A 19,302-nucleotide genomic window follows, 5' to 3' on the forward strand; every position below is an offset into this window, starting at 1 on the left:
ATTATTAATTGAAATATACGAAAGGATATAGGTGATATATATGTTAAAACATAGTGTAATGACGGGTGTATTAGCGAATGCGGATACGAAGGAAAATGTAGAAAAGTCATTTTATGCATATAATGAAGCTTCTTTTACATCAGTTAAATCAAATGGAGGCGTGGAATATCCGCCTCAAACCATTCTTATAAGGGAAAAACGAAACAATGGTTGGTGGAAAATTCAAACTTGGGAAGGCGAGAAGTGGATTAATTTAAATGGTGAGAAAAAGTATGTAGAAAAATCATTCTATACGTACAATGAGCCATCTTTCGTATCTCCAAAAGGAGGAGGAGGTCAAGTCTTTACAGCGCAAGAGGTACCTGTGATTGATGGTACAACAAGTGGTTGGTTAAAGATTATTTCTTATGAAGGAGAAAAATGGATCAATCCAAATGGTGAGAAAAAGTATGTAGAAAAATCATTCTACACGTACAATGAGCCATCTTTCGTATCCCCAAAAGGAGGAGGAGGCCAAGTCTTTACAGCGCAAGAGGTACCTGTGATTGATGGCACAACAAGTGGTTGGTTAAAGATTATTTCTTATGAAGGAGAAAAATGGATCAATCCAAATGGTGAGAAAAAGTATGTAGAAAAATCATTCTACACGTACAATGAACCATCATTTGTATCCACAAAAGGAAATGGAGGCCAAGCTTTTTCAGCACAAGAGGTGCTTGTTATTGATGGTACAACAAGTGGCTGGTTAAAGATTATTTCTTATGAAGGGGAAAAATGGATTAATCCAAACGGTGGCATTGAAATGGTTTTCGAGTCTACAGCGTATAGTGTAGAGAACAGTCCTCCACATGAACGCATTACTGCATATGGTATTGATATAGGGAAAAACCCAAATATCAAGTTAATTGCTGTTGATCCTAAAGTAATTCCATTAGGAACGCAAGTAGATGTTGAGGGTTATGGTGTAGCCATTGCCGGTGATACGGGTGGTGCTATTAAAGGGAAAATAATTGATGTACTTTTCCCGACTGAAAGAGAAGCTATTAAGTGGGGACGCAAAAAGGTGAAAATAAGAATTCTTAATTAATCTTTTAATACACGAATATTGTTATTTGAGATTTGCTTAGATGATGCACATAATAAAGTTGTTCATTTCTTTTGGTATAGAAAAAGAGGTTGCACGTAGGCAACCTCTTTTTTACTCATATCGTAAACATTCAATTGGATCCAGTTTTGCAGCTTTGTTAGCTGGTAGTAGACCGAATATAATACCGATTAACATGGAGATACCTACTGCAAGAAGTCCAAGTTCTTTTGAGACAACGAGTGGCCATCCAGCAAAGATGGAGACGATCCAAGCGAAGAAGATACCGAGCATGAAACCGATGAAACCACCGAGTCCTGTTAAAATACAAGATTCAATTAAGAATTGTGTTAATACTTTACCACGCGTTGCACCAAGAGCTTTACGAATACCGATCTCACGTGTACGCTCTGTTACAGATACAAGCATAATGTTCATTACACCGATACCACCAACAAGTAAGGAGATAGCGGCAATACCACCGAATACCATTTTCATCATACCGATTGATTCATCTAATTGCTTCGTAAATTCACCTAAGTCTTGTGCTTCGAATTTGTGCTCAAATTTAGGAGCTTTCATTTCGTTTAAAACAGAAACGGCTTGTTTTTCTACACTTTTACGTTCGGCCGGAGAGGTCATTGTTAATCTTACAGAGTCATACTCAGTTACTCCTGAAATGACAGGCGCGTTTTCAAGTGATGTATAACCCTCAGGCATAGGCATTCCAAAGTCATTTTTCGTTTCGTATACACCGACTATTTTATACGGCTTTCCTTTTATATCTGCGTATTGATTTGATTCCCAACCACTAAATAATTTGTTGAAAGCTTCTTCATTTAATATAACAGCAGGGATTGCTTGGTTTAGCTCACTGTCGTTTAATTCACGACCGTGAACTAATTTTATCTTCGAATCTGTCATAAAGGCGCCTGTTCCGCCTTTTAAATCAAGATTTACATCTTTTGAACCAGCAGATGCTTTTACTTTCATACTTACATCTGGATATACATCTTTAACGCCTGGTACAGTTTGCAGTCGGTTTAGCATATCAGCTGTAATTTTGGCATTATCTGTTCCATAGTCAGGATTGTTGTAGTAAATCGTTACTTCGTTATCTTTCCCTTGGCCTAACTCTTTTTTAAACTTTGCGTTTGTACCATCACCCATTGAAATGATAGTAATAATGGCACTAATACCGATAATAATACCTAACATCGTTAAAATAGAACGCATTTTATGAGCAAAGATAGAGGAAAGGGCCATGCGTATATTTTCACTCGTGTTCAAAATTAACCTCTCCAATCTTGGACGATATTTCCGTCACGAATTACAATTTGACGTGCTGCTGCTTCCCCAATTTCACGATCATGGGTAATCATAATGATTGTTGAGCCTTGTTTATTTAATTCGTAAAAGAGGTCCATAATTTGTGTACTTGTTTTCGTATCAAGTGCCCCCGTTGGTTCATCGGCTAAGATAAACTTCGGGTTATTTACGATTGCGCGTGCAACAGCGACACGCTGTTTTTGTCCACCTGATAATTCGTTCGGCAGGTGAGTAGCACGATCAGCTAAACCTACTTTTGTTAAAGCAGCTAATGAGCGCTCGCGCCTTTCTTTTTTATCGACTCCAGCGTAAATAAGAGGGAGCTCTACATTTTGAAGTGCTGAAAGTCTCGGTAATAACATAAAGTTTTGGAATACGAATCCGATTTCTTTATTACGTACGTGTGCAAGTTCTGTTTCAGACATGTTTGAAATGTTTTGACCAGCTAGTTCGTACGTACCTGTCGTCGGTTTATCTAAACAACCAATAATGTTCATTAATGTTGATTTACCAGAACCAGAAGGTCCCATAATCGAAGTGAATTCTCCTTGGTTCAGTGTTACGTCAATTCCGTGTAATATTTGAACGGACTCTGCACCATTTTGGAAGGATTTCGTGATGCCTTTTAAGTTAATCACTGGGCGACAACCTCCATACCATCTTTTAAGTCTTTTTCAGGTTTAGAAATAATTTCCTCTCCTTTTTTCACTCCAGAAACTTTTGCTTCGCTATCAGTCTCGAATTCAACAGTAACTGTTTGTTCTTTCGCTTTACCGTCTTTTACAACAAACACAACATTTTTATCACCTTTTTTCACGATGCTGCTTTTCGGAACAATTGTACCAGTTGCTTCGCCAGATTTACTTGTTACGTAAACGTGGAAGCCGTTTTGTAATTCTTCACTATTATCTAAAGTGACAGTGAATTGATAGTTAGAAACTGTTTTGTTTTCGTCCATACTCTTTAATGGAGTAGAACCGATTTCTGTTACTTTTCCTGTCCAAGTCTTACCAGCAACGGTTTTTGATGAAACAGTAACTTCTTGCCCAACTTTCATACTAGCAAGCTCATATTCAGAAAGTTGACCTTTTACTTTAAATGGACCAGCATGACGAAGTGTAATACCGCTCATACCTGTTTTTTCGTCAGCGACTTTTACGATATCATCAATTACGCCATCAGCAGGACTCGTTACAGAAAGTGTGTTTACTTTCTCTTTTGCTGCTTTAATCATTTCATCAGCTTTTTCCACTTCAAACTTTTTCATTTCAAGCTGTGATTCTAATTGTTGTACCTCGATTTCTGATGCTTTTAATGCTTCAGCAGGAAGACCTGCATTTTTATCTTTTTGTAATTTTTGTTTCGCTGCATCAATTTGTTTTTGGAATAATGTTACTTCTTTTTGGGCGATTTTCTTTTGCATTTCTGCTTCAGTTACACCTTGTTTCGCAGTTGGGTCATTGTATTTAAATAGAAGCTGCCCTTTTTTTACTTCATCACCTTTTTTTACAGCTAATTCATACGTACCTTTTGTTGGATCAAATGAAATTGTTTCAATTCCGTTTGGAATGACTTCACCGCCAAATTTTTGCGCGTTTTCAATCTGTTTTTCTGTTACTTTATATCCGCTATATGCCATTGCTACTTCTGAACCGCCGCCAGCAAATGCAAAGTATGATCCAGCTGCAATTCCGATTGCTACTACACTAGTAATTAACACTTTATTTTTCTTCTTCATCTATTTATCACCTTTTCGTTCGTTTTAGTATCTACATTAAGTATAGAAGAGGGAAAGAATCTGACAAATCGTTTTAGCTTACAATAACCTTACAGTTTTGTAAGGTATGAATATGTAAATGTAAGGTAGAGCTTGTCCCAGTGTAAGCAAATGAATTGACGCGTGTTTTTTTTCTTACAATAATATTGTATGAAGGAGAGGAGGAAGGAAGATGGAAGCTTATTTTAGTGCGCATCCATTAAAACCGTTTATTCCCTACTCAAGGCAACATGCCATTATATTATTTATTCTGTTGGTGGGAATCGTTTTTTTATATCAATACCAAGATGTATTACGTCAAAATGAGTGGAATATAACGGTTCGATATGCGATTGCATTTCTATTTATAGGGAGTGAAATTGGACTTCATATGTGGGAGTGGAAAGCAGGGATTTTTGAGCTAGCCACTTCATTACCGTTTGAGTTATGTACGATTAGTTTGTTGTTAGCGTCAATTATGATCATAACGAAAAGTTACCGTATATATGAGATTGTATTTTTTACAGGAATTATTGGTGCATCACAAGCCATTTTAACGCCAAACTTGCAGTATGCTTTTCCGCATTTTCGGTTCATTGAATATTTTATCGCGCATATATTGCTCATTTGGGCACCGCTCTTTATGACTTGGGTGGAAGGATATCGTCCGACAGTACAATCTATTAAACGCACAATGATATTTTTAAACATATTGATTCCGATTGTTTCGTTTGTAAATTACAAAACAGGTGGTAATTATATGTTTTTAGCTCATAAGCCAGAAACAGCTTCATTACTTGATATGTTAGGACCACATCCTTACTATATTATTTCATTAGAAATAGCTGCGCTTATTGGATGTTTTATTTTGTATATGCCGTTTGCGAAAAGAGAAAAACAGTTACACAAAGAATCGTTAGGGTCATAACCTAGCGATTTTTTATATATTAAATATTTACAATTCAGAAAATTAAGAATAAAATTAAGAGGTAAATTATAGAGAGAGAAGGGCGAAAATGGTCAAAAAAGTATTTTTGAATGGGATGGAAGTGACGTTTCAATTTCTTATTTCGATTTTGGGTATTATTTGTTTAGGGACATTGCCGAAACTATTTTATGGATTTGAGCTGCATGCATCACAGTACATAAAGAGTTTACAAGAAGTGTTTGTGAATTTAATGGACATCTCCAATTTTAAATATGTGGGAGATAAATTTTTATTTCCACAGTTGTTTGTCCATTATAAAGAAACAATTATTATATTTTTAGCTGCTTTTTTCATTTCATTATTTGTAGCATTTTGTATTGTTTATGTAATTATGAGTAGTTCACCGCGTATACAACATCGAATTAAATCATTTCTTATCTTCCTAGAATCCATTCCAGATATCCTTCTTATTTTAGTATCACAAATTTTAGTTGTATGGTTTTTTAAACAAACAGGTTTTTTACCTTTTCAAATTGCTTCAATTGGAGGCGATTCGATTAGGGGGTTGCCAATATTGTGTTTGAGCATCCCGACTACGATTATGTTTGTAAAAATGATCGTGCTTCGTTTTGAAAATGAACTAGAAAAAGATTATGTACTATTTGCTAAGGCGAAAGGGCTGGGGCGCTTTCATATTTTAAATCGCCATATTTTACGAAATGTGTTGCTTAGTACATTATTCTTTGCGAAAACGAATATCTTTTTTATGTTATCTAATTTATATATTATAGAATGGATTTTTAATACGGGTGGTATTTTTATGTTTTTGAAATCGTATTTCGGTATTAGAGTTGAGGTTTTCATTGTTAGTGTACTTCTTATATATATTCCGATTTTTATTTTATTTAAATTGTTTCATTATCTCATTCCGGCTGCGATGAAGGAGAGATTATAATATGTGGACGTATATAAAACGTGATAAAAGATTTTGGATAAGTATTGGGTTTCTTCTCCTATTAGTTCTTTTGAGCATCGGAAATACGTTATGGAATGATGGACATATTAGACAAGTTACATTGCAATATGATGCGGATGAAAATCCACAAGTGCCACCGTTTCCACCTTCATTACAATTTTTACTCGGGACAGACCGGAAAGGGTATGACCTGTTACATTTAGTCATTGAGGGCGCGAAGTGGACGATTGGTATATCTATTTTAATTGCGGCACTTAGAATGGTAATAGGTGTGTTTTTCGGTGTCGTACTCGGAACGTACATAAAAAGAGGATTTTCAAAAATTGAGGCTTTCTTTGATAGTTTTACAGTTATTCCGACAGTTATGATTGCGTATTTTTTTCTTCAATCTGCAAATACATTTGGAAGCGGAGAGGAGACAACAACCTTTTTTGAAAGGGCTTCGTTTCAAGTGGTATTACTTGTACTGCTTGTAATGCCAGTTATTGCACTGTATGTTGCGAAGGAAGTTCGTAAATTGCGAACGGAAGAATTTGTTGATGCCGCACGCATATTAGGTGGATCGAGAAGACATATTGTTATAAAACATCTTTTTCCGCACCTCTATATGACGTTTATACTCGTATTTCTTCAGCAGTTTACGCAGACTCTTACTATTTTACTGCACTTAGGATTACTTGAAGTGTTCTTTGGTGGGACTGTAATGTTTGGTGGACAAATAAAAGAGGTGGAATCTTATACGCATGAATGGTCAGGTTTAATTGGAGTATACTTTAGGTCATTAACAGTGAATCCGTGGATCCCTCTCGTTCCGATTACATTTTTTGGACTTACTATTTTTTCAGGAAATATGATTGTAAAAAGTATCGAAGAGGCGATGATGAAAGTAAGGTTAGGAGGAGAGCTAAAGAAGGGTGTTGTAGAAGAGGAACAATCTGTTGTGCAGTCGAAAGAAGAGTTATTTACTTTTAAGCATACGATGTGAAAATAAACAGAAGCAAGCATGTATCTCATGCTTGCTGCTTTTCTTTATTTTGTAGAAACTTCGCCTTCAGCTTCTGTTTGCGGAATAAAGTATCCGATTATACCACCAATTATTGCCGGAACGATCCAACCGATTCCTAAGTTATAAAAAGGAATCGTGTGTACGATATTAGCGATAAAACTTGGTATCATTCCCACATTATCAAGTGCATGAATACAACTAATAAGGAATGCTGCGATCATTGCCCCGATGTAGACAGAAGGTTTACGTTTCGTATATTTATCTATAAATGATACGAAAATTAAAATAATCGTAATTGGATATAAAATAATTAATACAGGTAATGTAATTTTGATTAATAAACTTAAACCTAAGTTTGAAATCACGAAGCTGAAAATACAAACGTATAGTACGAGCCTTTTGTAAGAAACATTTGTTAGTACTGTTGCGAAATAGTTGGAAAATGCACTTACAACACCGATTGCTGTCGTTAAACAAGCAAAGATAATGGCGATACTTAATAAAACATTACCGCTTGTCCCAAAGAAGTGGTACATAACAGTCGCTAATAGTTGACCACCGTTCTCGAATTGTCCTAAGTTGCCGTTTGAAGCACCGATATAACCGAGTAAGAAGTACACAATTGTTAAAAATAGAGCGGCAATGCTTCCGCAAATAATTGTATATTTCGCAATTGATTTCTTCTCTTGTATACCGTTTTGGCGAATTGCATTTACAACAATCGTTGATAATACAAGTGCACCGATTGCATCTAACGTTAAAAATCCTTCAAGAAATCCTTTGAAAAATGGAATTTCTTTATAGTCACCAACAGGTTCTGCAAATGTTCCTGGTGAAAGAATTGCTTTTGTTGCCATAATCGCAATAATTCCAAGTAAAATTGGTGTTAATATTTTTCCGATATGATCTACTAATTTTGATGGATTTAATGATAAGAAGTAGACGACTGTAAAGAAAATCGCACTAAAAACTAACATAGAGTACCATTGGTCTGGGAAAAGTGGTGCAATCCCAATTTCGTAAGATACAGATCCAGTTCGTGGAATAACAAATAGTGGGCCGATTGAAAGATAAATAATGATAGCAAATATTGCTGCGAATTTTGGGTGAACACGGCTTGCTAAAGTGTTAAAACTACCACCGGCAAGGGCAACAGCGACGATAGCTAGTAAAGATAAACCGACGTCTGTAATAATAAATCCTGTAATGGAAATCCACATATTTTCTCCGGAAGAAAGGCCGAGAAGGGGCGGGAAAATCATATTACCAGCACCGAAGAAAACTGCGAATAGTAGTAAACTAATCGAAAGTATTTGCGCTGGTTTTAAAGTTGTACGCATATAAAGAAAATCCTCCTAATGAGTGTTTTTGTCGAAAATTCAAATAATTTGTCGAGTAACTGTTATTATTTTAAAGGTCTGATGACTAGAAAGCAATAGGGAATTTTGAAAAAATTAAAAAATAATGCATTAAATCGAATAAATATACTATTTATATGTTTAATAGGAAGGATTTAACTTATAGCGTAAAAAAACACATATCACTAGGATACGTGTTTTAAAAAAATATTTTTTTATCACGTTCTTCTTTTAAAATTTCAACTGCTTCTCGGAAACGTTGTGAATGGACGATTTCTCGTTCACGTAAGAAGCGTAGGCTGTCATTTATATCTGGATCATCTGATAAGTTAATAAGCCATTGATATGTTGCGCGTGCTTTTTCTTCAGCCGCAATATCCTCGTATAGGTCGGCAATTGGATCACCTTTAGCTTGTATATAGGTTGCAGTAAATGGAACACCAGCAGCGTTATGGTAGTGGAGTGCACTATCATGATCAGCGTAATGAGGGTCAAGACCAGCAGCTTTCATTTGTTCAGGAGTCGCATCTTTCGTCAGCTTATAAACCATTGTAGCAATCATTTCAAGGTGAGCAAATTCTTCTGTACCAATATCAGTAAGGAGGCCAATGACTTTGTCAGGAATTGTATAACGTTGATTTAAGTAACGGAGTGCAGCAGCTAATTCTCCATCTGCACCGCCGTATTGTTCAATTAATAATTTTGCAAGTGCTGGATTGCAAGTTCCTACTTTAACAGGGTATTGTAATTTTTTTTCATAAATCCACATAGTTTCTCTCCTTTATATTTGCCATGGCCAAGGACCTTTGCTCCATTCCCAAGGGGCATTAGAATAGCTGTTTCCAAACTGTTGGAGTGGCCCGTATTTTTCTTCCATCTTTTGTTTTAATACTCTTCGTTTATAGGAAAAGTCATTAAATTGATTAATCGCGGCAGTGTCATCTGGATGTGTATCTAAATAAAGAGTGAGTTCGACTAGTACAAAGTCTAGTTCTTGAAGCTCCAGTAACAGCTCATAATATTCTTCTGGTAGCGATTGAGTCACGTCAGTAGTCACCGCCCTTTTTTATAAGGATTTTCATAATAGTCATAAAAAACAGGCCATAAAGTCCCTTTTTGTAGCGCTTCTTTTGGCGTGAATTGTGGTAAGTTTGGCGGTTGAAAGCCTAAAAATAAATTAGGAGGAGTAGAGTAAAATTTTTTTCCGATAGGAGGGCAAGGATCTTGAGGACTATGATAGGGCACGAATGATCTCATATATTTATTCACGAATAAACCTCCTTACATGTTCATTACTACGTATTGTATTCAGACATAATGAGCATTTATGACACATATAAAAAAGTAATAGGTACGGGGGGAATGAATGTGGAGACTGTGAAACAATTCATTGTATTGGAAGTGAAAAACTTAAAGGAAACGTTATATTTTTACGAAGGGATTTTAGGAATTAAACCTAGTTTAGAAAGACCACAATTAGATGTAACGGGGGTTTGGTATGATGCCGATTCAACGAGAATTAGTTTTGTTATGAATCGCATGTTAGGCGGGCGGGAAAAAAGTGTTACAGATTCATGTGAGGATTTAACATTTACGATTTCTGACATAGAGAAATTGAAAAAGAAGCTAGCGTTTTATGAAATTTTATATACAGAAAATGAATGTGCAAAGAGTATTGTAGTACAAGACCCAGATGGATATAAACTTCAAGTGGTAGAGAAGGATGAATAGACGGAGGGGATTTGGTGGAGAGAAATTATGAAGAAAGTGCGTTGTTTGAGCATCAATTTTGGCTAAAAGTGCTGAGTGATCATGCGCAATTTTTACTTGATGCGTTAGCTCCAAAGGAAAAAGAAGATATAAAGAAAGCTACTTATTTTGTTGAAACATTTACGAATCTGTTAAATAAAGTTCGTAATGTGAATCTCGTGGCATTTTCCAAAGAGGCGGAACAAGCAGCTAAGGAGATTCGGACGTTTAAATTAAATATTATACAGAAACAGTTGGAAGGGAAAATTACTATTCATTTTACGCCGACTTTTATTAATCATATGGTAAACGAAGTGGAAGAGTATATAACGGTTTTAGAGTTTTTGAAGAAGGGGGAAATTCCACCTGTTTTTCATGAACTTCATTATCATCTCGTTTGGTTAACAGATGCAGCTGGTCATGCAGGCTCTATTTCTGGTGGGTTAGATCTTGTTGAAAAAAGATTAAAAGAGAAAAGTGAAGAATTCGAGAAGCACTTTGAACAGTTTTATTTGAAGGCAGTTGAAATGACGGGGTATTTAAGAACAGAGCTTCATCATTTTCCTGCATTAAAGAAGTTTACAAAAGATGTTTCACTTGAATTAAAATTATTTTCACATTTTTTACATGAAGTGGAAGAACTCGAGTTGTCGAATGAAGTATTAAGTGTATTATCAGCGAGAATGGCAGATCATATGGCAAGGGAAGAATGTTATTATTTATTAAAATTAGCTCAATCATCTGGACTCGAAATGCCAAAATGTAATCCGCTTTAAAGAAAAAGAGGTCAATTTTATTTGGCCTCTTTTTCTGTTTTATTTTCTCTTTTTATTTTTGCTTGTTCAATACTTGCCTGTAATGTCTCCATGATATTGATGATGTTTGGAGCAGGAGAGATTGTTTCCGTTTTTTCCTGTTGTTCAATTTTCTCTTCGATTAATTCGGTAAGGGCTTCTTTATACTCATCTGTATACATTTCTTGTTCAAAAGGATTTGTAAGGTGGTGAATTAAGTTGATTGCTGCGGTGAGTTCTTGTTTTTGGATAGGATAATTTTCATTACTTGGTAAGTTAGGTGTATTTGTTATATCGCGAATTTCATTAGGGTAGTGAATAGTTTGCAACATAAGTCCATCTTCAAAGTTACGGATAATAGCTAAATGTTGTTTTTTTCTAATGGAAATATGGATAAGACCAAGTTTATTTGTACGCTCAAGGGCTTCTTTTAATAATAAATACGATTTTTCATGTCCCGGGGTAGGGCCTATAAAATAAGAGCGGTCATAGAGAATAGAATCAATTTCGTTATTTTGAACAAAAGATATAATACGAATAGATCGTGGTTCGTGAGCTTTTTGCAACGCAGCTAATTCTTTTTCATCCATAATAATGTATTTATGGGGGGCGTATTCATAGGCTTTTACAATATCTTTATCATCGACTTCTTCATCCGCACAATCGGGAGCGAATTTTTTATATTTAATAGGTGTTAAGCATTCTTTATGGAGACTTAAAAATTTTATGTCGTTTTCTTCTACGGCGCTATATAGTTTAATTCCTATATTTAATAGTCCAAGTGAAAGTGCACCTTTCCATACGGTATGCAAATGAAATCTCTCCTTTCATTCAAAAATGATTATGTATATTATGAGATAGTAAGAAATTTCCTATACGTTTTTTGTTTTTTACAGAAGGGATTGGAATATAAAATATATTGACAAGCCCTCCAAAATATTTTAATGTGATTGTATAAAATTGTGTATATAAAGGGGAGTAACTTATTACAGTAAAGTCGTCATTACAGGGAGAAACCCTCGGCTTTATTGGCAACGTTTCGTTGTTAGTGAGACCTTTACCAGCAATGGTAAAGGCCCCTTATTGTCTTTTTTAGGACCCTTACCATATTTGGTAGGGGCCTTTTTGTATACAAAGAGAGGAGAAATAAAAATGAAAAAACTTATTAGTAGATTAAGAGTTGTATTTCATGTTCGCCGATTTGTTCCATTCCTATTTGACTTTTTTACTTCAAAAGAGGTTTCAATAAAGAAGAAAATCTTATCCATTGCTTTTTTAGTTGGTTATGTAGCGATGCCGCTCGATTTAATTCCAGACTTCTTACCGTTCATCGGTATTTTAGATGATATTGGAATTGTGTTATTTATTTTGAACCGAATTGTAAAAATGGCGCCAGTTCAATTACAAGAAAAGCATAACGTAAACGTAGGATAGGAGTTAAAATATGGAGCAAATTATTTTAGATATAATTGAGTTTTTAAAGCAGTTTTCTTATTTTGGAGTTGTATTGGCTTTAACGTTTGAATTTATTCCGGCAGAAGTCGTTTTGCCTATGGTTGGGTATTGGGTATACGAGGGTGATATGAATTTTTGGCTAGCTGTATTAGCTGGAACACTTGGCGGAACGACAGGACCGTTAACGTTATACGCACTCGGTTATTACGGTGGTCGTCCTCTATTAATAAAGTACGGGAAATACTTCTTTATTAAAGAAGAACAAATTCAAAAAGCAGATGATTTCTTTGAGAAATATGGACCAGTTGTAGCATTTGTTGGACGCTTTGTACCTGGCGTTCGAACGCTTATTTCTGTTCCATGTGGTATGGCGAAAATGAACATATGGAAATTTAGTATATATACATTTGTAGCAATGTTCCCGTTAACGACTTTATATGTCTATTTTGGAATGAAATTAGGTCCACATTGGGAAAAGGCTGCGGATGTTGTGGGGCAATATATGTTACCGATATTACTAGTCGTAGTTATCGTTGTCGGTGGTATTTTAATCTATAAATTTATGAAGAAAAGGAACAGAACGGAATCTATTTAGTCATTTGAATATTTTTTGAAAATAAATGAATAGTACAGGCAAAAGACTCTGAGGGACATACACATATAGGGAATATAAAAGAGAGAGGGGAAACAACTATGTCTTGTGATTGCTCAGGGTCAGCTTTAACTTGTTGTCCAGATAAAAATTATGTGCAAGATAAAGTGTGTAGTCCGTGGTCTGCTACTGTAGTTGCAACAGCAATTGATAATGTTCTCTATACAAATAATATTAACCAAAACGTAGTGGGGACTGGTTTTGTTAAATATGATGTTGGACCAGGACCAATTACTGTAGAGGCGCTTGATTCTGCTGGTACTGTAATAGATACACAAACATTAAACCCAGGAACGAGTATCGGGTTTACGTATCGGCGTTTTGACATTATACAAGTTGTGTTACCTGCAACACCTGCTGGAACGTATCAGGGAGAATTTTGTATTACAACACGTTATCCACTTTCATAGCAGAATAGGAGAGGATTAAAATGGGAATGAGAAGTTCCAGTTTGTCTTGTTGTTCTAATAAAACGCTTGTACAAGATCAAGTATGTACAGACTGGTCTATTACAGGTGCTGGTACTCAAATTGTATATACAAATAATATCACGCAAGAAGTATATGGTTCAGGTTACGTGAAATATGATGTAGGTGCGGCTCCAATTACAGTTGATTTTTTAGTAGGTGCTACAGTAATTGATACAATTACCGTACAACCACAAAGTAGTGGTACTTTCACTGTACGATATTTTACGACTGTTCGAATTACTACAACAGGAACAACTGTTAATCAAGGTGAGTTTTGTATTACAGTACGTTATCCGATTTCATAAAAAGCATACCGCAAATGGTATGCTTTTTTAATTGAGGAAGTAATAAGATTGGTATTTTATAAACAACATGTAAATTGGCAACAGTACTTGCCTTCTAAATATAGTGAAGGATTATGTTGGATATTAGCAATATTAACTGACTGTAAGTCTTTTCCTGTGTACGATATTGTATTACCAGGAAACACAGTGAAAATATTGGTTACTGCTCCAACGATTTCAATGGTAATTGCTTCTGTGCTGCTAGTACTATTGTAAACCGAGACAGTGCCTGATATAGGCAGCATTCCATCACTTTGCCACAGTATCATCGATTGTGATTCATCTTTGGCGGAGGGAATGTTGTTATTCGTTATAAGGAAATTTCCTGCAAATTCATTTGTTACTCGCTCGCAATCTGGATCTGGAGGAGGGGGAGGTGGACAAGGATCTGGGCAAATGATAGACAAAGGAGCAAAACAGCCAATGTTTTTTTTATTCTTCAATACAACCCCCTCCTTTTTAAGTAGTCTTTTACTACTATTAAATGTGGAAGCATGGCCGATGTGTTAAAAAAAAGAAGAAATTGTTAAAAATTAAGATTGTCTAATAGGCTGAAACCTTAAATTATTATTCATGTTATAGAAAAGATTATATGTGGATAGACATGGGAAAAGAATGCTCAGACTCTTTTAGACAAAAAGTGGTTGTATACAATAGTAAGAAGAAAGTTGAACTTAACCTTTAATTAACTGTATATTTACAAAAATCTAATAAAATTCATTTGTTATTTAAACGACATTAATATGCTTTAGATAAAATATCCCTTGTAATGAATCGATTATTATGAGGAGGATTCACGTGGACAGAATGGTTTTGCGAAAAGTAAAAGGTCTTATTGGATTATTAATGGTTTTTGTATTAGCATTTGTATCATTTCCGTGGAGTACATCAGTTAAAGCGGAAGAGAAGAAGCAAGAAAAGGCACCGAGTGAGAAGAAGATCGTTTTTCCGGTTGTAAGTGATGTACATATTAAGAATAGTGGAACAGATGATACGTTTCGCTGGAAACGAGCAATCGAGCAACTGAATACACTTGCACCTAAACAAGATGCGTTTGTAATTGTGGGAGATTTTACTGATTCAGGATCACTGCAACAATATGATCGTTTTATGCAAGTGTATAATGAAAATGCAAATAAAGATGCAGTGCGAATGAATTCTCTAGGAAATCATGATTATTGGAACGGTTTATCTGTAGAGGGCGCACAGAAGCGTTTCTTAGAAAAGACAGGAATGGAATCAATTTATTATCATAAAGTGGTAAAAGGGTATCACTTCCTTGTTATGTCTCCAGAGGACGGGACAACTCATGGATATTATTCGGACAAGCAAATTAATTGGTTAAAAGAAGAAATGGCAAAGGCACAAAAAGATGATCCAGAAAAACCAATTTTCGTATTTTTACACCAACACATTAAAGAGACAGTTTACGGTAGTCATGAATGGGGAACAAAAGATAGCGCAAAAATTAATACGGTATTAAAAGAATATCCGCAGGCTATTACGTTTTCAGGTCATTCACATTATCCGTTAGATGATCCAAGATCGATTCATCAAAAAGACTTTACATCAGTTGGTACATCTTCTATAAGTTACATGGAAGTTGAAGGTGGTAAAGTACAAGGGAATATCCCGCCAGGAGCTAGCACATTAAGCCAAGGCTTATTAGTAGAAGTAGACGATAAAGAAGTAACGATCAATCGCCGTGATTTCCATACAAATTCTTGGACAGGCGAGCCTTGGAAAATTAAATTACCAGCAAAGAAAGACACATTTACTCATATAGAAGATCGTGATAAAGAAAAGCCATACTTTGCTAAGGATGCAAAGCTTGCGGTATCAAATGTAACAGAAAATGCGGCAACAGTAACATTTCCACAAGCATTGGACAACCTTCTTGTACATTCTTATCGTGTACAAGCTAGAGATAAGCAAACGGGAGAAATAAAGAATAAATTGTTAGCATTCTCAGAGTTTTATCGTGATCCAGTGCCGAAAGATCTTACGTTTACGCTTGCAGGGTTAGATGGTGGAAAAACATATATGCTTGAAGTAGTTGCAATCGATTCGTTCGGTAATGAAAGTGCGCAGCCGTTAACGGCAGAAGTTACTACGAAAAAAGATAATATTGATCCGAATGTAAAAGTGCCAAAGGCAGATGTTTTTGATGTGAATTTCTTAGATGGTACATTTAAAGATAATTCATCGTTTGGAACGAAGGGCGATGTGAAAGGGAATGTATCTATTGTATACGATAAAGCTTTAAAAACAAATGTAATGAAATTGAATGGACAAGCTAATACATTTGGATACCTTCCATTTTCAGCAGCACAAAAAGAGAAAGTAGCAAATACGTTCACGCTAGAAACTGTATTTTCAATGAATGAAATTCGCGGACAAGGTATTTTGCAAAATACAGAGAGTGGCGGAATTGGTTTTGAATCTACAGGAAGTGGATATGTTGAATTATGGGCTCACATTGGCGGCAGTTATAAACGCGTTGGCGTTCAATTAGAAGCAAACAAAACATATCACTTAACAGGAACGTATAACGGAAGCGAAGTAGCTATTTATGTCGATGGTAAAAAAGTAAATAGCCAACCAGCTACAGGGAAAGTGTCTCATCCGAACGTACCATTTGCATTTGGAGCTGACCCTGATAGCAAAGGAAATGGTGGTATTCCGTTGAACGGACAAATTGCGCTTGCGAGATTATATAGTAAAGCGTTAAGTTCTTCAGAAGTATTAGCGGCGTACAATGAGTTTTCTAACCGCACAAAGTTAGAGCAAGTGAACGCGTTATATGAAGAGCTTGGAAAAGTGAAAGAAGTGTTAGCTGGTACGTATGAATTTGGTGATAAGCCAGGTCAATATTCAAAGGAAGCATTTCAAGAATTAGAGAAAAGCTATAATAATGCAAAGCAAGCATTTGAAAATGTAGGGAGTACGGGAGAGCAAATCGTTCAAACGTATAACGAATTAAAAACAGCTAATGTAACATTTGTACAATCTAAAGTAGTAGAACAACCGAAAACACCGAAAGAAAAATTACAAATCAATATTGAATCTGCAAAAGCAGTAGTGAAAAAAGCGCAAGATGCAAATGTAACGGACGGTTCAGTGAAAGCACTGAGTCAAAAAATTACAGTGGCCGAAGCTGTAGTGAAAGATGTAAAAGTAAAAGATACACAGGTAGAAACGATGAATCGTACATTAGAGTATACGATTTCACTTGTTGAAAAAAGCATAAACAAATAAGAGAGAAGAAAAGAAGCTTATCATGATAGGCTTCTTTTTTGTTATACTAAAAATAGCATAGAATGAAGGAGCGAATAATTTGGAAGAGAAAAAGCTAAAAAGAATTCTTGAATATGTATGGATCGCGGTTGTGCTCCTTGTAGGATATTATTTCTTAAAAGAAAAAAGTATATGGGTTCTATTTTTAATGACGTTTTTATTAGCGGGTTTAGGCACGTTATTTATTAATTTCTTCTTTGATAGTTTAAATGCATGGAAGAAGAAAAAGAAGGGAACGAAGTAAAGGAGGGAATATATGCAAAAGTGGAAGCTCATATATCAGGTGATTATTTTCCTATTACTTGTAGGTATTGGAATTGTGAAATACGCAACGCCAATAGGAAATTGGGCATCGTTTACAGCTTGCATCGGCATATTTTTCATTTTACAATCGTTAACGAAAAAATATAATAGTACAGAAAAATAGCTCGCCGCTAAAACGGCGAGCTATTTTGTTATGCTTTTTTCTTTTCATCATTCGTTTTTTCGGTAGCTAAGTGACTATGCTTTCTAGAGTAGAAGAAATAGAAGCATAAGCCGACTATAAGCCAAACGGCAAAGCTAATCCATGTCGTTTTAGACAAATTGATCATTAAATATAAGCAGCAAAGAATTGCGACAACTGGTAGTACAGGTACGAAAGGTGTGCGGAATCCGCGTTTTAAGTCAGGGTGTGTTTTTCGTAAAATAAGTACTGCGCAGCAAACGAATGTGAAGGCTGTTAATGTCCCGATGTTTACTAAATTCGCTAATACGTGCAGATCTAAAAGTCCTGCTAATAAAGCGGCAACAACACCAGTAATCCACGTGTTTAATAAAGGGATTTTCACTCTTTTATTTACACGTGCTAACGCTTTTGGAAGTAAACCGTCACGGCTCATCGCATACGAAACGCGAACTTGTCCATACATAACGACTAAGAGAACGGTCGTCATTCCAGTCATCGCTCCAACAGCGAGTAGTCCTGCAATTGTATCCTCGCCAACGAAATGTAAGGCAAATGCAACTGGATCAGAAACATCTAATTGTGTATAAGGAACCATACCTGTTAAAACGAAAGATACAATCATATATAAAACAGTACAAATAAGAAGGGAACCGATAATGCCAATTGGTAAATCGCGCTGTGGTTTTTTCGTTTCTTCCGCAGCGGTTGCGATTGCATCAAAGCCTAAGAAGGCGAAGAATACAGTAGCAGCTCCAGTAATAATACCGTCGTACCCGAATGGAATGAACGGCGTCCAATTTTCAGGCTTTACATATTTTGCGCCTGCTACGATAAAGGCGATAATAACGGCTAACTTGATAAGAACCATAATATTATTAATGCGTGCGCTTTCACGTATACCAAAACTTAAAAGACCTGTAATGAGTAGTAAAATACAAACAGCTGGTAAATCGATGAGACCACCTTTTCCTACGCCAGGGGCCGAGGCGATTATGGCGGGCAGATGAACGTTAAACCCTTGTAGTAAAGATTGTAAATAACCAGACCAACCGACAGCTACTGCCGCGACGGCAAGTAAATATTCGAGCATTAAACACCATCCGACGATGAAGGCGACGACTTCACCGACTGTCATGTATGCGTAAGTATACACACTTCCTGAGACAGGAATAGAAGAAGCAAATTCGGCATAACAAAAGGCTACACAAGCACAAGTAAATGCAGCAATAAGAAATGATAGCATAATACCAGGACCAGAATGCTTCGCTGCAACAATACCTGTTAATACAAATATCCCTGTCCCAATTACGGCGCCAATTCCTAAAAACGTTAAATCAAGTGCGGTTAATGTTCTTTGTAGTTGTCGTGGTGATTCAGTAGTAATCGCCTTTTTTCGTAATAATGATTTCACTTTGGACTCTCCCCCCGTTTTTCATTTCCATAACTGCGAATGTAGTATGAGCCCACTAGAAAAGAGTATGTAAGTAAATGGAGGTACAGTTATGGTGCATAGTTTTTTAAAATTGCTGGATTAATCTTAATATAATTCAGAATATTTTGTCAAATAAAAATATGACAAATAAAATGCGGATGAATAGGAGAAACTACTTGCAGGAATGGACGGGGGGTTACCAATCTATTCGGATGGAGAAAACC

Annotated in this window: 23 protein-coding genes; 13 read left to right on the forward strand and 10 right to left on the reverse strand. The window is 35.9% G+C overall.

Annotated features, from left to right (window positions below; translation table 11 throughout):
• The first annotated feature begins 40 nt into the window (after positions 1-40).
• Entirely contained in the window at positions 41-1,087 is a 1,047-nt protein-coding gene (locus ACTFR9_RS25050; protein ID WP_277713302.1) for a 3D domain-containing protein, read from the forward strand.
• A 111-nt stretch (positions 1,088-1,198) separates the two neighbouring features.
• On the opposite strand, the gene ACTFR9_RS25055 is transcribed toward ACTFR9_RS25050, so the two are convergent.
• From ACTFR9_RS25055 to ACTFR9_RS25065, 3 genes are read right to left on the reverse strand one after another with little or no spacing between them, the layout of a single operon-like run.
• Positions 1,199-2,350 (reverse strand): ABC transporter permease, encoded by a 1,152-nt coding sequence (locus ACTFR9_RS25055; protein WP_001996759.1) that lies wholly within the window; start codon positions 2,348-2,350, stop codon positions 1,199-1,201.
• 26 nt (positions 2,351-2,376) lie between these two features.
• Positions 2,377-3,051, reverse strand: a complete 675-nt coding sequence (locus ACTFR9_RS25060; RefSeq protein ID WP_000609099.1) for an ABC transporter ATP-binding protein — start codon at positions 3,049-3,051, stop codon at positions 2,377-2,379.
• Positions 3,048-4,151 (reverse strand): efflux RND transporter periplasmic adaptor subunit, encoded by a 1,104-nt coding sequence (locus ACTFR9_RS25065; RefSeq protein ID WP_000728818.1) that lies wholly within the window; start codon positions 4,149-4,151, stop codon positions 3,048-3,050. Before ACTFR9_RS25065 ends, ACTFR9_RS25060 begins: the two co-directional genes overlap by 4 nt.
• A gap of 211 nt (positions 4,152-4,362) precedes the next feature.
• Between ACTFR9_RS25065 and ACTFR9_RS25070 the strand changes: the two genes are divergently transcribed.
• From ACTFR9_RS25070 to ACTFR9_RS25080, 3 genes are all read left to right on the forward strand, one after another.
• A complete protein-coding gene (locus ACTFR9_RS25070; RefSeq protein ID WP_000388673.1) occupies positions 4,363-5,097 on the forward strand; it encodes a YwaF family protein in 735 nt (244 codons plus the stop codon).
• An 88-nt stretch (positions 5,098-5,185) separates the two neighbouring features.
• A complete protein-coding gene (locus ACTFR9_RS25075; protein ID WP_193635851.1) occupies positions 5,186-6,052 on the forward strand; it encodes an ABC transporter permease subunit in 867 nt (288 codons plus the stop codon).
• Position 6,053: 1 nt separating this feature from the next.
• Positions 6,054-7,058, forward strand: coding sequence for an ABC transporter permease (locus ACTFR9_RS25080; protein ID WP_193635852.1), 1,005 nt, complete (start codon positions 6,054-6,056; stop codon positions 7,056-7,058).
• A gap of 44 nt (positions 7,059-7,102) precedes the next feature.
• Here ACTFR9_RS25080 and brnQ2 read toward each other — a convergent pair whose 3' ends face one another.
• From brnQ2 to ACTFR9_RS25100, 4 genes are all read right to left on the reverse strand, one after another.
• Entirely contained in the window at positions 7,103-8,419 is a 1,317-nt protein-coding gene (gene brnQ2 / locus ACTFR9_RS25085) for a branched-chain amino acid transport system II carrier protein BrnQ2 (RefSeq protein WP_061536183.1), read from the reverse strand.
• 217 nt (positions 8,420-8,636) lie between these two features.
• On the reverse strand, positions 8,637-9,206 hold the full coding sequence (gene cotJC, locus ACTFR9_RS25090; protein ID WP_000265273.1) for a spore coat protein CotJC: 570 nt from the start codon (positions 9,204-9,206) through the stop codon (positions 8,637-8,639).
• A gap of 12 nt (positions 9,207-9,218) precedes the next feature.
• Positions 9,219-9,482, reverse strand: a complete 264-nt coding sequence (locus ACTFR9_RS25095) for a spore coat protein CotJB (RefSeq protein ID WP_000194490.1) — start codon at positions 9,480-9,482, stop codon at positions 9,219-9,221.
• Between the two features lie 8 nt (positions 9,483-9,490).
• Positions 9,491-9,706 carry a spore coat associated protein CotJA gene (locus tag ACTFR9_RS25100; RefSeq protein ID WP_001046258.1) on the reverse strand — a complete coding sequence of 72 codons (216 nt, stop codon included), beginning with the start codon at positions 9,704-9,706 and terminating at the stop codon, positions 9,491-9,493.
• A gap of 48 nt (positions 9,707-9,754) precedes the next feature.
• Here ACTFR9_RS25100 and ACTFR9_RS25105 point away from each other — a divergent pair, with 48 nt between their 5' ends.
• Together ACTFR9_RS25105 and ACTFR9_RS25110 are read left to right on the forward strand one after the other, a co-directional pair.
• Positions 9,755-10,168, forward strand: coding sequence for a VOC family protein (locus tag ACTFR9_RS25105; protein ID WP_139264451.1), 414 nt, complete (start codon positions 9,755-9,757; stop codon positions 10,166-10,168).
• Positions 10,169-10,182: 14 nt separating this feature from the next.
• A complete protein-coding gene (locus ACTFR9_RS25110) occupies positions 10,183-10,962 on the forward strand; it encodes a DUF2935 domain-containing protein (protein WP_073535886.1) in 780 nt (259 codons plus the stop codon).
• Positions 10,963-10,979: 17 nt separating this feature from the next.
• On the opposite strand, the gene ku is transcribed toward ACTFR9_RS25110, so the two are convergent.
• Positions 10,980-11,792 (reverse strand): non-homologous end joining protein Ku, encoded by an 813-nt coding sequence (gene ku, locus ACTFR9_RS25115; RefSeq protein WP_073535885.1) that lies wholly within the window; start codon positions 11,790-11,792, stop codon positions 10,980-10,982.
• 340 nt (positions 11,793-12,132) lie between these two features.
• On the opposite strand from ku, the gene ACTFR9_RS25120 reads away from it, so the two are divergent.
• The 4 genes from ACTFR9_RS25120 to ACTFR9_RS25135 all read left to right on the forward strand — a co-directional run bounded on the left by ACTFR9_RS25120 (position 12,133) and on the right by ACTFR9_RS25135 (position 13,862).
• A complete protein-coding gene (locus tag ACTFR9_RS25120; protein ID WP_000733844.1) occupies positions 12,133-12,414 on the forward strand; it encodes a YkvA family protein in 282 nt (93 codons plus the stop codon).
• A gap of 10 nt (positions 12,415-12,424) precedes the next feature.
• Positions 12,425-13,030 carry a DedA family protein gene (locus ACTFR9_RS25125; protein ID WP_000435019.1) on the forward strand — a complete coding sequence of 202 codons (606 nt, stop codon included), beginning with the start codon at positions 12,425-12,427 and terminating at the stop codon, positions 13,028-13,030.
• A 98-nt stretch (positions 13,031-13,128) separates the two neighbouring features.
• Entirely contained in the window at positions 13,129-13,497 is a 369-nt protein-coding gene (locus ACTFR9_RS25130) for a DUF3992 domain-containing protein (protein WP_001277521.1), read from the forward strand.
• Between the two features lie 20 nt (positions 13,498-13,517).
• Positions 13,518-13,862, forward strand: coding sequence for a DUF3992 domain-containing protein (locus tag ACTFR9_RS25135; RefSeq protein WP_000525809.1), 345 nt, complete (start codon positions 13,518-13,520; stop codon positions 13,860-13,862).
• 56 nt (positions 13,863-13,918) lie between these two features.
• Here ACTFR9_RS25135 and ACTFR9_RS25140 read toward each other — a convergent pair whose 3' ends face one another.
• Positions 13,919-14,344, reverse strand: a complete 426-nt coding sequence (locus ACTFR9_RS25140; RefSeq protein WP_000791313.1) for an S-Ena type endospore appendage — start codon at positions 14,342-14,344, stop codon at positions 13,919-13,921.
• A 355-nt stretch (positions 14,345-14,699) separates the two neighbouring features.
• On the opposite strand from ACTFR9_RS25140, the gene ACTFR9_RS25145 reads away from it, so the two are divergent.
• From ACTFR9_RS25145 to ACTFR9_RS25155, 3 genes are all read left to right on the forward strand, one after another.
• The gene (locus ACTFR9_RS25145; RefSeq protein WP_440049034.1) at positions 14,700-17,159 is read left to right on the forward strand and encodes a LamG-like jellyroll fold domain-containing protein; all 2,460 of its coding nucleotides are present in this window, start codon (positions 14,700-14,702) and stop codon (positions 17,157-17,159) included.
• Between the two features lie 79 nt (positions 17,160-17,238).
• A complete protein-coding gene (locus ACTFR9_RS25150) occupies positions 17,239-17,442 on the forward strand; it encodes a hypothetical protein (RefSeq protein ID WP_000391504.1) in 204 nt (67 codons plus the stop codon).
• A gap of 12 nt (positions 17,443-17,454) precedes the next feature.
• Complete coding sequence (locus ACTFR9_RS25155; protein WP_001174836.1) at positions 17,455-17,625, forward strand: hypothetical protein; 171 nt, start codon at positions 17,455-17,457, stop codon at positions 17,623-17,625.
• Positions 17,626-17,653: 28 nt separating this feature from the next.
• Here ACTFR9_RS25155 and ACTFR9_RS25160 read toward each other — a convergent pair whose 3' ends face one another.
• The gene (locus tag ACTFR9_RS25160) at positions 17,654-19,057 is read right to left on the reverse strand and encodes an amino acid permease (RefSeq protein ID WP_046198846.1); all 1,404 of its coding nucleotides are present in this window, start codon (positions 19,055-19,057) and stop codon (positions 17,654-17,656) included.
• Positions 19,058-19,302: the final 245 nt, after the last annotated feature.

The organism is Bacillus cereus group sp. MYBK222-1 (assembly GCF_051916425.1).
Taxonomy (GTDB): Bacteria; Bacillota; Bacilli; order Bacillales; family Bacillaceae_G; genus Bacillus_A; species Bacillus_A paranthracis.